At 54.8% G+C, this 11755-nt stretch carries 13 protein-coding genes and 1 pseudogene; 11 read left to right on the forward strand and 3 right to left on the reverse strand.

Translation table 11 applies throughout. The features are described from left to right. Positions 1 to 59: 59 nt before the first annotated feature. The 3 genes and pseudogenes from GD630_RS02665 to mobA all read right to left on the reverse strand — a co-directional run. A pseudogene (locus tag GD630_RS02665) lies at positions 60 to 980 on the reverse strand (YWFCY domain-containing protein); the annotation flags it as partial. 36 nt (positions 981 to 1016) lie between these two features. Next, positions 1017 to 2288, reverse strand: a complete 1272-nt coding sequence (mobB, locus tag GD630_RS02670; RefSeq protein WP_103004145.1) for a conjugal transfer protein MobB — start codon at positions 2286 to 2288, stop codon at positions 1017 to 1019. Continuing rightward, positions 2267 to 2695, reverse strand: a complete 429-nt coding sequence (gene mobA, locus GD630_RS02675) for a conjugal transfer protein MobA (RefSeq protein ID WP_169757404.1) — start codon at positions 2693 to 2695, stop codon at positions 2267 to 2269. The genes mobB and mobA overlap by 22 nt, the downstream gene beginning before the upstream one ends. A 697-nt stretch (positions 2696 to 3392) precedes the next feature. Between mobA and GD630_RS02680 the strand changes: the two genes are divergently transcribed. The 11 genes from GD630_RS02680 (at position 3393) to traK (ending at position 11752) form a co-directional block, all read left to right on the forward strand. Continuing rightward, positions 3393 to 4154 carry a ParA family protein gene (locus tag GD630_RS02680; protein ID WP_021825156.1) on the forward strand — a complete coding sequence of 254 codons (762 nt, stop codon included), beginning with the start codon at positions 3393 to 3395 and terminating at the stop codon, positions 4152 to 4154. Between the two features lie 2 nt (positions 4155 to 4156). Then, positions 4157 to 4564 (forward strand): DUF3408 domain-containing protein, encoded by a 408-nt coding sequence (locus GD630_RS02685; protein ID WP_143867802.1) that lies wholly within the window; start codon positions 4157 to 4159, stop codon positions 4562 to 4564. Positions 4565 to 4595: 31 nt separating this feature from the next. Continuing rightward, entirely contained in the window at positions 4596 to 4904 is a 309-nt protein-coding gene (locus GD630_RS02690; RefSeq protein WP_117795402.1) for a DUF3408 domain-containing protein, read from the forward strand. Next, positions 4901 to 5617, forward strand: coding sequence for a conjugal transfer protein TraD (locus GD630_RS02695; RefSeq protein WP_143867941.1), 717 nt, complete (start codon positions 4901 to 4903; stop codon positions 5615 to 5617). Before GD630_RS02690 ends, GD630_RS02695 begins: the two co-directional genes overlap by 4 nt. Positions 5618 to 5828: 211 nt before the next feature. Next, entirely contained in the window at positions 5829 to 6140 is a 312-nt protein-coding gene (locus tag GD630_RS02700) for a DUF4134 domain-containing protein (protein WP_117795406.1), read from the forward strand. Positions 6141 to 6173: 33 nt separating this feature from the next. Beyond that, the gene (locus GD630_RS02705; RefSeq protein ID WP_143867804.1) at positions 6174 to 6506 is read left to right on the forward strand and encodes a DUF4133 domain-containing protein; all 333 of its coding nucleotides are present in this window, start codon (positions 6174 to 6176) and stop codon (positions 6504 to 6506) included. Next, a complete protein-coding gene (locus GD630_RS02710; protein WP_143867806.1) occupies positions 6503 to 9010 on the forward strand; it encodes a TraG family conjugative transposon ATPase in 2508 nt (835 codons plus the stop codon). Before GD630_RS02705 ends, GD630_RS02710 begins: the two co-directional genes overlap by 4 nt. Positions 9011 to 9088: 78 nt before the next feature. Further along, positions 9089 to 9442 carry a DUF3876 domain-containing protein gene (locus GD630_RS02715; RefSeq protein ID WP_117795412.1) on the forward strand — a complete coding sequence of 118 codons (354 nt, stop codon included), beginning with the start codon at positions 9089 to 9091 and terminating at the stop codon, positions 9440 to 9442. Between the two features lie 6 nt (positions 9443 to 9448). Further along, positions 9449 to 10078, forward strand: coding sequence for a DUF4141 domain-containing protein (locus GD630_RS02720; protein ID WP_117795414.1), 630 nt, complete (start codon positions 9449 to 9451; stop codon positions 10076 to 10078). Positions 10079 to 10081: 3 nt separating this feature from the next. Further along, positions 10082 to 11086 (forward strand): conjugative transposon protein TraJ, encoded by a 1005-nt coding sequence (gene traJ, locus GD630_RS02725; RefSeq protein WP_143867808.1) that lies wholly within the window; start codon positions 10082 to 10084, stop codon positions 11084 to 11086. Between the two features lie 42 nt (positions 11087 to 11128). After that, positions 11129 to 11752 (forward strand): conjugative transposon protein TraK, encoded by a 624-nt coding sequence (gene traK / locus GD630_RS02730; protein WP_021824925.1) that lies wholly within the window; start codon positions 11129 to 11131, stop codon positions 11750 to 11752. Positions 11753 to 11755 lie beyond the last annotated feature (3 nt).

Raw genomic sequence — 11755 nt, forward strand, 5'->3', positions numbered from 1 at the left:
GGTTAAATCATGCAATTAATATCACTGTCTAACAATCAATTACGTGACTTTACAGGTCACACCCACGTGCGGTTGAGGTTGAGCATGATGGTGTAGGCACTCTCGTAGGCATCCGAAATATCGGTCATGAAGTCCGGATGGATGGGGTTGCAGCGGTGGCTGCGGCGAGGGTCGTCGAAGTTGATGACGTAGAACTGCGGTTTTACTTTGTAACCCTCCGGGTGGTTCAAAAGATGGTTGTAGGCAATCATGGAGAGGTCGGGAAACTTGAAGTCGTACACATACATCGAATACCCCTTCTCTATCTGCTGCTTGATGAAGTTGTTCACCACGGCATACGACTTGCCGCTGCCCGGCGTGCCCAGTACGATGGAGGCACGGAAGGGATTGACCACGTTGATCCAGCCTCTGTTCCAACGCTTGCGGTAGTAGAAGCGTGTGGGCAGGTTCACGGAATAGTCGTTCTCCAGCAGCCTTGTCTCCTGCATGAAACTCTCGTTCTCGGTGTTGAACACATCCTCCATCAGATTGTGCTTCAGCAGACGGCTCATCCACAGCCCGCCCATCAGCAGGCATACGTAGCCCGTGCCGATGGTGGCGATATACAGTCCAGCCACCGCCTCCGTGGGCAGTGTCAGTGCCAATATCCACCAGTTGAGGAAGAACAGCACACTGCCTATGGCCAGTGCCGTCCAAATCCTGCTCCAAGTGATTTTCTCGCCCTTCACGCCCTTTGTGCCGAGGCAGGAAAGGGCAAGCAGGAGTACGGCGAACAGCTTTGTGTAGAGGATGGAATGGAACAGCCCCGCCGTGCGGTTGAAGTTCATCAGAATCCTGTCCACCACACCGATGTCCACTCCCCACAGCCGTATGGCACTGTAGCAGTACCAATACACGTTCATCACTACCAGTATAATACTCACGGCACGCAGAAAATCCATGATTTTCGCCAGTGCCCTCAAATCGTCTTCTTGTGACATTGTTCCTTTGTTTTGAAGTGAATAAAAAATACGATGTTACATTCCCAGTCCCTTACGCTTCTTCTTTTTCTTCTTCCGCTGCATGGCACGGATAAACGCCTCTTCTTCGGGATCGATGGTCGAGCCGTCGGGCGAGAAAAGCCCTGCACCTGAGATGTGGAAGTCGTCGGTGTATTCTTCTGCCTTTGGCCTGACTGCATTTCTATCTTCAGTAGGCACACTCTCTTCCGCAGGTACAGTCATCGTTATTGGCTCCTCGTTGGCGTATGGCAGCGTGAAGTGTTCCTGCAAGGCATTGGCTGAAAGTTCCCTGCCCATGCGTGAGCCGTTGAGCACACAGCCCGTGCGGTGGTCGATGAAGGTGGCACCGTAGATGCGCCCGTCCTCCGTATGGCGCAGCACCGTGTCGATGCCTCTTTCCCTGAGCAGGGCTATGAAGCGGTCTTGGTGGTGCGTTGCCTCCAAAGCCGCCAATACGGTGCGCTTTGTCATTTCAGCGAGTTTCCTGTCCTTTATCTCTTTCTTGGAGCGTGCAAACTTGTTTTGCAGCGCATCATATCCGGCGGACTTGCCGAAGAGCGAGGACTTGAACGGATTGCCCGTCTTGTTGCCCGCATCATCCGTTGCGGAGAACACCAGCCCGTGGTATTCCCGTCCACGCACGATGCCCCGCGCTTCCTCCACCGTCACATTGTACAGCGACAGCAGCGCACGGTATTCGCCCAGCGACTGGAAGCGGTACTGCCTGTTCACCGCCTTCACGATGTTCCCCACCTGCTTCTTAATGTCGCCTGCCGCAACGTCCACCTTGCACAGCGGACGCTCTATGCGCTCGCCTCGCCGTTCTGCTGAATGAAGCCCATACTTCCGTTCCAAATCCTTGCGTATGCGCTCGCTCCTGCGGAAAAGGAAGTCCTGGTTGAGCCGCCTTCCGCTCTCGTCCACGTTGATGGTGACGATGTGCAGGTGGTGGCGGTCGATGTCCTCATGCTTATAGACCATATAAGGCTGGTTGCCGTAGCCCAGACGGTCGAGGTATTCCCGTGCTATCTCCTGCAGTTCCGTGTCCGTCAGCACATCGTCGGGATGCGGATTGATGGAGATGTGCAGCACAGGCTTCTCCGTGCGCACCGTGGCGGGCATGAAGGCGAGAAAGCCCTCCATCGCCTTGGCAATATCCACCGTGCCGCTCCCGTCGTTGAAGATGCGGTTGGTGGCCAACAGCCGTCCCTGCTCCTTGTTGATCTTCTCACCGTTGTAGGCGAGCGCACCGTAGAGCGACTTTCCTAAACTGATTTTGGTGACCATTTCGCCTCCATTTCTTTTGAGAGTTCCACAATCCTGTGGCTCAACGCCGCCAGTTCCTCCGTGCATTTCTCCAATTTGTAGAGCAACGCCATAGCCTTCTTCTCGGAGAAATGCGACCGCAGTTCCTTCACGACTTGGTTGTAGTTCGTGCCGATGGCACGGAACTGCGCATGGAAATCCGACAGCTTGGTGTAGTAGTCCACCAAGCCCTTGTCCACCGTAACGACCCTGAATGTCCTGCCGAAGAACTGCTCCTTCAGGAACACCGCCTTGGCATAGACACCCGATCTCTCGTACATGGCGAGGAACCTGTTCCACTCGCCGTCGTCGAAACGCACCATCACGCAGTGCGTCTTCGTGTCCAACTTGGGGCATCGCCCCGTCCTTCTTTTCTCTTTCTGCATCATTGATTGGATTTAGTGGTTTCACGTCAAGACCCCTTTCCCAACTCCAAGCATCGGTTTTCATCAGGCTTCCCGACTTCGGAGGAAGAGCCCGTCCCCCGCCAGTGGGGCAAGAGCTTTTCGGGTAACTCAAATCCTTTTGAGTAACTGAAAAGACATCTTGCTATTGGCTAATGCCAATAAAAATCCGCCTCTGGACGGATTGGTGTGTTGCCTGATAACCCAGTGGTAGTGTTCCAAGGGCAAGCCCTGTCGCTTGGGTGCAAAATTACGGCTATTTTCGCCTCTGAATCAGCGTTTTTGCTGTGCCAACCGCTACCACCCTGTGCCACTCGCTGCCACTCATTCCGAAAGTGATACGGATATGAAAAAATGCCTATACTTTTGCATCGTGATTCAGTTCACGGATGATTTGCGGACGTAGAAAACCGACTGTTCAAATCCATGCGTAACCGGTTTGACGGGTAAGCGGAAAAGCGGATTTTCAAAGGTCCGGCAATCCACTGATACGATGAAGCGCATATGTAATGACGCAATGACTTCATGCCGTCATTCAGTGGGGATTCAAACAGGCGAAGAACCGGATAAGGGGAAAGCCGTTGAAGCGACAAACCAATCATCCGCATAAATGAAGACACCGGGATGCAATCCCATAGAGAGACAATAAAACGAGTAAGTAATCATTCAAAAACGAGAAGACATGAGTAAAGAAATCTTCGTCGCCTTTGCGACACAGAAGGGAGGCATCGGCAAATCCACCGTCACTGCCCTTGCCGCAAGTTACCTTCACAATGTGATGGGGCTGAATGTGGCGGTGGTGGACTGCGATGCCCCGCAGCACAGCATTCACGGTTTGCGTGAGCGCGAGTTGAAACTGATAGAGGAAAGCCTCTACTTCAAGGCACTGGCCTGCGACCATTTCCGCAAAATCAAGAAGCATGCCTATCCGATAGTGGAGAGCGATGCGGTGAACGCCTTGGACGATGCGGAGAAACTGCTGGCAAACGAGGAGGTGAAGCCCGATGTGGTGTTCTTCGACATGCCCGGCACGCTGAAGGCGAATGGCGTGGTCAAGACGCTCTCGCAGATGGACTACATCTTCGCCCCAGTCAGTGCAGACCGTTTCGTGGTGGAGAGCACGCTCCAGTTCGCCACCATGTTCAAGGACAACCTGATGACGACAGGCAGGGCGAAGACAAAAGCCTTCCACCTGTTCTGGACGATGGTTGACGGCAGGGAGAAGAACGGGCTGTATGAGGTCTATGAGGACGTGATGGCGGAGATGGGGCTTTCAGTCTTATCCACACGACTGCCCGACAGCAAGAAATACCGCCGTGACCTTTCGGAAGAACGGAAGGGCGTGTTCCGTTCCACCATCTTCCCGATGGACTCCGCCCTGCTGAAGGGGAGCGGCATCAAGGAATTTGCAGAGGAAATCAGTAACATCATAAACAACCCGTAATTATGGCAAGCAGAAAAGTGAATACGGAAGGCATTGACGAGGAACTGTTGATTGCCTCCATCGGAAAGAAAAGAAGCGAGGAACAGATGCCTCCTCCCGTACAAGAACAGTCCGTGCAAGGACAGAAAGAAAAGTCCTACGCTCCAACGAGGCGCGATGCGGGCGGCAAAAAGAAACAGCAGGACGATGACTATATCGGGCTATATCTCGGTCGCAACGAAATCAAGACCCGGCAGTGCGTGTATATCAGCAGGGATGTCCACAGCGTCATCCTGAAGATAGTCAACAGCATCGCCCCGGAGGACACGACAGTGGGCGGATACATCGACACCGTCCTGCGGTTCCACCTGCAACAGCACAAGGACCGCATCAACGAACTGTACAAGAAACAAAGAGACAATTTGATTTAACAACAGTATTAACATCTAAAATTTCAAGACAATGAAGAAGAATCAAGTGAGCAATTACCGTAACGTGTTTTTGAAGAGCAATGGCATCAACAAGGAGAATGCCATGCCTGTGGCCATCAGTCCGACGACTTATGCCAAGCTCGAGCAAATCATCCAAGTCATGGGAGACGGTAAATGTACCGTGGACGATTTCGTGGAGAATGTGCTGGAACTCAAATTCCGTGAGAGCAATCAAGCGGAGTGCCTTACATCTAAAGAATCGTGCGGGAAGAGCACTTCCGCATACATGGGGACGACCTTCAACGAAGTATTGAACGAAGCATTGAAGGCAAGATTATGAGCATCACCTATATCCTGCTTTCCGTGTCCATTGTCTGCAATGTCTGGTTTGTCCTGCTGCTTCTTGCAGACCGCATAGCCGACACCAAGGCGGCAAGACTCCTGAGAGGCATTGCCGATGTATGGATGTCGCTTCATGAAACGTCAGAGGAAAGACCAACGAAGTCCCCTTCTCCAGTTTCCGACAATGAGATTATTGGAAAAAGCAAGTTCAAGATGCAGCCTCCGAGGCCAACCGCTGCCACCCCTGTGCCAAAGGATTCCACTCCCGAAAAAGGTGTAGATATGTCGGAAAACGACATTACCTTTGAAAGCGAAAACGAAGACAGCGAGCAAGAAACGGACTCCGCTCGCATCCCGGACGAGAAACTCGACGAGGCTTTCAATAGCCTTTCACCAGACGAGCTGGGTTATTCGGATGATGAGCCGGAAGAGGAAAGCGACCGTCCGCGAGCCTCTGGTTTCAGCTTTGACGAGATTGGTGAGGCTGTCCACATAGCCACCAAGAAGAACCCGTCGGGCAAGGAACAGCAGAAAGCGAGGGAGGTCTTCGCAGAACTGGAGGACACGGAACTCTATGAGAAGCTGATGGCCGGAAGTACGGAAGTAAGTATCCGCATCAAGGGACTGATGGAAATTCGCCTGAAGAAACCGAAGAAGGATTTCGTCATCCCCGACAAACTGGAGGACTTCAACATCCGGGACTATGTATAACGTATAACCATTGCAACGAAAAAAAGAATGAATAGAAAGTAATGCAACAACAAAGCGGCAGAGCGGTACAAGGTACAGCCAGACAGCAAACGGACAGCCTAAGTCCGTGGAAACAAAAGGGCGACACCACTATATCCGAATAAAGTAAATCATTATCAACCCGCCCGACAAGGACTATCCACCCTTCAAGGGCACAAAACAGAACATCAATATGAACAAGAACAACAGTATCAGAACAATCCTCTCGGCAGCACTCCTCATCGCTGCAAGCACAACCGCATTCGCACAGGGCAATGGACTGGCAGGCATCAACGAAGCCACCTCCATGGTCACCTCGTATTTCGACCCCGGCACGAAACTCATCTACGCCATCGGCGCAGTGGTCGGACTCATCGGCGGCGTGAAGGTCTATGGCAAGTTCTCGTCGGGCGACCCCGACACCTCCAAGACCGCCGCAAGCTGGTTCGGAGCGTGTATCTTCCTCATCGTGGCAGCCACCATCCTGCGCTCGTTCTTCCTTTAATATATAATAAGGCGTAACAAGACGGAACACACAATGGCTGAATACCCCATCAACAAGGGCATCGGCCGTCCGGTTGAGTTCAAGGGTCTGAAGGCGCAATACCTCTTCATCTTCGCGGGTGGGTTGCTGTCTCTCTTCATCCTCTTCGTCATCCTCTACATGGTCGGCATCGGCCAGTGGATATGTATCGGCTTCGGTGCGGCATCGTCGTCCATCCTCGTATGGCAGACCTTCGCACTGAACGCCCGGTACGGCGAGCACGGACTGATGAAGCTGGGAGCGGCACGCAACCATCCCCGATACCTTATCAACCGACGGCGGATAATCCGATTATTCAAGAACAAACAGAAAACGAAACAAGAATGAGGAACATATCCAAAATGACGACACTGGAAAACAAGTTCCCCCTGCTGGCGGTGGAGCACGGCTGCATCGTCTCGAAGGATGCCGACCTCACGGTCGCCTACGAGGTGGAGCTGCCGGAACTCTACACCGTGACGGGTGCGGAATACGAGGCCATACACGGCTGCTGGTGCAAGGCCATCAAGGTGCTGCCCGACTACTCCATCGTCCACAAGCAGGACTGGTTCATCAAGGAACAGTACAAGCCGGAGTTGCACAAGGACGACATGAGTTTCCTGAGCCGCTCGTTTGAGCGTCACTTCAACGAGCGTCCCTACCTGAAGCACACCTGCTACCTCTTCCTGACGAAGACCACGAAGGAGCGCAACCGTATGCAGAGCAACTTCAGCACGCTGTGCCGTGGGCATATCATCCCGAAGGAACTGGACAGGGAGACGGCGGAGAAATTCATGGAGGCTACGGAACAGTTCGCCCGCATCATGAACGACAGCGGCTTCATCAGGCTGCGCCGCCTCACCACCGATGAGCTTGTCGGTACGGGGGACAAGGCCGGACTCATAGAGCGTTACTTCTCCCTCATGCCCGAAGGCGACAGGACACTGCAGGACATCGGCCTCTCGGCAAGGGAGATGCGCATCGGCGACAACCGCCTGTGCCTGCACACCCTATCCGATGCGGAAGACCTGCCCGGCAAGGTGGCGACCGATGTCAGGTACGAGAAACTCTCCACCGACCGCTCGGACTGCCGCCTCTCCTTCGCCAGTCCCGTGGGACTGCTGCTGCCCTGCAACCACATCTACAACCAGTATGTGATTCTGGACAACAGCGAGGAGAACCTGCAGAAGTTCGAGAAGTCCGCCCGTAACATGCAGTCGCTCTCCCGATACAGTAGGAGCAACAGCATCAACCGTGAGTGGATAGAGCAATACCTGAACGAGGCGCACTCCTACGGGCTGACCTCAGTGAGGGCGCACTTCAACGTCATGGCGTGGAGCGACGATGCGGAGGAGTTGCGCCACATCAAGAACGACGTGGGCAGTCAGCTGGCAGGCATGGAGTGCATGCCGCGCCACAACACCATCGACTGCCCCACGCTTTACTGGGCGGCGATGCCCGGCAATGCGGCGGACTTCCCTGCGGAGGAGTCGTTCTACACCTTCACCGAACAGGCCGTGTGCCTCTTCACGGAGGAGACCAACTACCGCAGCTCGCTCTCGCCCTTCGGCATCAAGATGGTGGACAGGCTCACGGGCAAGCCCCTGCACCTCGACATCAGCGACCTGCCCATGAAGCGGGGCGTCACCACCAACCGCAACAAGTTTGTGCTGGGTCCGTCGGGCAGCGGCAAGTCGTTCTTCATGAACCACCTTGTGCGCCAGTACTACGAGCAGGGCACGCACGTGGTGCTGGTGGATACGGGAAACTCCTACCAGGGGCTGTGCGAGATGATACGGCGCAAGACACACGGCGAGGACGGCGTGTATTTCACCTACACGGAGGAGAAGCCTATCTCGTTCAACCCGTTCTATACCGACGACTATGTGTTCGACGTGGAGAAGAAGGACAGCATCAAGACGCTGCTGCTGACGCTCTGGAAGTCGGAGGACGACAAGGTGACGAAGACGGAGAGCGGCGAGCTGGGCAGTGCGGTGAACGCCTACATCGAGCGCATCAGGGCAGACAGGAGCATCACGCCCTCGTTCAACACCTTCTACGAGTACATGCGCGACGATTACCGCCGCGAGCTGGCGGAGCGGGAGATAAAGGTGGAGAAGTCCGACTTCAACATCGACAACATGCTCACCACCATGCGGCAGTATTACCGGGGCGGTCGCTACGACTTCCTGCTCAACTCCACAGAGAACATCGACCTGCTCGGCAAGCGGTTCATCGTCTTCGAGATTGACAGTATCAAGGAAAACCGTGAGCTGTTCCCAGTCGTGACCATCATCATCATGGAAGCCTTCATCAACAAGATGCGCCGATTGAAGGGCGTGCGCAAGCAGCTGATTGTGGAGGAGGCATGGAAGGCTCTCTCTTCGGCAAACATGGCGGAATACCTGAGGTACATGTACAAGACCGTGCGCAAGTATTACGGCGAGGCCATCGTGGTAACACAGGAGGTGGACGACATCATATCCTCGCCCGTGGTGAAGGAGAGCATCATCAACAACTCCGACTGCAAGATACTGCTCGACCAACGGAAGTACATGAACAAGTTCGACCAGATACAGGCGTTGCTCGGACTGACTGAGAAGGAGAAGTCGCAGATTCTCTCCATCAACATGGCCAACCACCCGTCACGGCTCTACAAGGAGGTGTGGATCGGGCTGGGCGGCACGCAGTCGGCGGTCTATGCCACCGAGGTGAGCGCGGAGGAATACCTTGCCTACACCACCGAGGAAACGGAGAAGGTGGAGGTCTATCGGCTGGCGGAGCAACTGGGCGGCGACATCGAAGCCGCCATCCGGCAACTGGCGGAGAAAAGAAGGACAAGCAAGACATGACATTTATCACAACCAATTTTATCACATTCAACAATGATTCAGAACATGGGAAGAAGATTGAAGACAACAAGCAGGCAGATGCTGCTCCTTTGCGGCATCGTGCTGGGAATGGCGAGTATGGCCATGCAGTCGTGCAGTGAGGCGGCAAGGGACGACCGTCCCGCCCTCTGCGGCAACTGGGAGAGCGTGGAGGGTAAGCCCGACGTGCTCATCTATAAGGAGGGCAAGGCATACAAGGTGACGGTGTTCAAGCGCAAGGGACTGGGACGCGAGCTGAAACCGCAGACCTACCTCCTGCAGATGGAGAACGGCAACCTCTTCATGAATACGGGATTCCGCATCGACGTATCCTACAACGAGGAGACGGACGTGCTGACCTTCTCGCCCAACGGGGACTATGTAAGAGTAAGACAGGAACAGACCAAACAATAGCGAGCAATGAAAGCAAGAATGACAATCCTTATCTGCCTGTGCCTGCTGACGGCGGGCAAGGCAAGCGCACAGTGGACGGTCATCGACCCGTCCAACATCGCGCAAAGCATCGTGAACACCTCCAAGAACGTGGCGCACACATCGACAACGGCGACCCACATGGTCAAGAACTTTCAGGAGACAGTGAAAATCTACGAGCAGGGCAAGAAGTATTACGATGCCCTGAAGTCGGTGAACAACCTCGTCAAGGATGCCCGCAAGGTGCAGCAGACCATCCTGATGGTGGGCGACATCACGGACATCTACGTGAACAGCTTCCAGAAGATGATGCGCGACGAGAACTTCACGGTGGAGGAACTCTCAGCCATCGCCTTCGGCTATACCAAGCTGCTGGAGGAGAGCAACGACGTGCTGACGGAGCTGAAGAACGTGGTGAACATCACCACGCTCTCCATGACGGACAAGGACCGCATGGACGTGGTGGAGGGCTGTTACCAGAAGATGAAGCGGTACCGCAACCTCGTGAGCTACTACACCAACAAGAACATCAGCGTGAGCTACCTGCGGGCGAAGAAGAAAAACGACCTCGACCGCGTGATGGGACTCTACGGCAGTGCCAACGAAAGATACTGGTAGCCTATGGACTTCGAGAACCTTCACCAGATACTGCGGTCGCTCTACGACGAGATGATGCCGCTGTGCGAGGACATGGCGGGTGTGGCGAAAGGCATCGCCGGACTGGGCGCACTCTTCTACGTGGCCTACCGGGTATGGCAGTCGCTGGCGCATGCCGAACCGATAGACGTGTTCCCGATGCTCCGTCCGTTTGCCATAGGGCTGTGCATCATGTTCTTCCCCACGGTGGTGCTGGGCACGCTCAGCGGAGTGCTCTCGCCGATTGTGCAGGGCACGGCCAAGATGCTGGAGGCGGAGACGCTGGACATGAACGAGTACCGGGAGCAGAAGGACAAGCTGGAGTACGAGGCGATGAAGCGCAACCCGGAGACGGCCTACTTAGTGTCGAACGAGGAGTTCGACAAGCAGCTGGAGGAACTGGGATGGTCGCCCGACGACCTTGTCACCATGGCGGGGATGTACATCGAGCGGAGCATGTACCAGATGAAGAAGGGCGTGCGCGACTTCTTCCGCGAGTTGCTGGAACTGCTGTTTCAGGCCGCTGCCCTCGTGATAGACACACTGAGGACGTTCTTCCTCGTAGTGCTGTCGATACTGGGGCCGATAGCCTTCGCCATCTCGGTGTGGGACGGTTTCCAGAGCACGCTGACGCAGTGGATATGCCGCTATGTGCAGGTGTATCTGTGGCTGCCCGTGTCGGACATGTTCAGCACCATACTGGCCAAAATACAGGTGCTGATGCTACAGAGCGACATCGAGCGGATGCAGGCCGACCCGAACTTCTCGTTGGATTCGAGCGACGGGGTGTATATCGTGTTCATGATCATCGGCATCATCGGCTACTTCACCATCCCCACCGTGTCGGGCTGGATTATCCAAGCCGGAGGCATGGGCAACTATGGGCGCAACGTGAACCAGACGGCTGGCAAGGCTGGCGGCTTCGCCGGCAGTGTGGCGGGTGCTACTGCTGGCAATGTGGCAGGACGTGTCGGGAAACTGCTGAGATAAAGAAAAGTATGTGTAACATCAAAACAAGGAGAAAACAAGAAAATGGAATTCAAGTCATTAAAGAACATCGAGACCTCGTTCAGGCAGATTCGCCTGTTCAGCATGGTGTTCCTCGCCTTGTGTGCCGTGGTGACGGTGTGGAGCGTGTGGAGTTCCTACCGCTTTGCGGAGAAGCAGCGGGAGAAAATCTATGTGCTGGACAACGGGAAGTCGCTGATGCTGGCCCTCTCGCAGGACCTGTCGCAGAACCGTCCGGCGGAGGCGAGGGAGCATGTGCGCCGCTTCCATGAGCTGTTCTTCACGCTCTCGCCGGAGAAGAGCGCAATTGAGCACAACGTGAAGCGGGCGCTGCTGCTGGCCGACCGCAGCGTGTACAACTACTATTCGGACTTTGCGGAGAAGGGTTACTACAACCGCATCATCGCAGGCAACATCAATCAGGTGCTGAAAGTGGACAGCGTGGTGTGCGACTTCAACGGCTATCCGTACCGTGCCACCACCTACGCACGGCAGCAGATTATCCGGCAGAGCAACATTACGGAGCGTAGCCTCGTGACGACGTGCCGCCTGCTGAACGCATCACGTTCGGACGACAATCCCAACGGATTCACCATCGAGGGATTCACCATCATTGAGAACAAGGATTTACAGACAATCAAACGATGACGG

This window comes from Bacteroides zhangwenhongii (assembly GCF_009193325.2).
Classification (GTDB): Bacteria; Bacteroidota; Bacteroidia; order Bacteroidales; family Bacteroidaceae; genus Bacteroides; species Bacteroides zhangwenhongii.

What these genes read in the sequence shown, in the direction of transcription:
- GD630_RS02705 (WP_143867804.1), top strand. Translation starts at nt 6,174, where the DNA reads ATGGCTGAATACCCCATCAACAAGGGCATCGGCCGTCCGGTTGAGTTC.
- GD630_RS02710 (WP_143867806.1), top strand. Translation starts at nt 6,503, where the DNA reads ATGAGGAACATATCCAAAATGACGACACTGGAAAACAAGTTCCCCCTG.
- GD630_RS02720 (WP_117795414.1), top strand. Translation starts at nt 9,449, where the DNA reads ATGAAAGCAAGAATGACAATCCTTATCTGCCTGTGCCTGCTGACGGCG.
- GD630_RS02690 (WP_117795402.1), top strand. Translation starts at nt 4,596, where the DNA reads ATGAAGAAGAATCAAGTGAGCAATTACCGTAACGTGTTTTTGAAGAGC.
- GD630_RS02680 (WP_021825156.1), top strand. Translation starts at nt 3,393, where the DNA reads ATGAGTAAAGAAATCTTCGTCGCCTTTGCGACACAGAAGGGAGGCATC.
- traK (WP_021824925.1), top strand. Translation starts at nt 11,129, where the DNA reads ATGGAATTCAAGTCATTAAAGAACATCGAGACCTCGTTCAGGCAGATT.
- mobB (WP_103004145.1), bottom strand. Translation starts at nt 2,288, where the DNA reads ATGGTCACCAAAATCAGTTTAGGAAAGTCGCTCTACGGTGCGCTCGCC.
- GD630_RS02700 (WP_117795406.1), top strand. Translation starts at nt 5,829, where the DNA reads ATGAACAAGAACAACAGTATCAGAACAATCCTCTCGGCAGCACTCCTC.
- GD630_RS02695 (WP_143867941.1), top strand. Translation starts at nt 4,901, where the DNA reads ATGAGCATCACCTATATCCTGCTTTCCGTGTCCATTGTCTGCAATGTC.
- traJ (WP_143867808.1), top strand. Translation starts at nt 10,082, where the DNA reads ATGGACTTCGAGAACCTTCACCAGATACTGCGGTCGCTCTACGACGAG.
- GD630_RS02715 (WP_117795412.1), top strand. Translation starts at nt 9,089, where the DNA reads ATGCTGCTCCTTTGCGGCATCGTGCTGGGAATGGCGAGTATGGCCATG.
- GD630_RS02685 (WP_143867802.1), top strand. Translation starts at nt 4,157, where the DNA reads ATGGCAAGCAGAAAAGTGAATACGGAAGGCATTGACGAGGAACTGTTG.
- mobA (WP_169757404.1), bottom strand. Translation starts at nt 2,695, where the DNA reads ATGATGCAGAAAGAGAAAAGAAGGACGGGGCGATGCCCCAAGTTGGAC.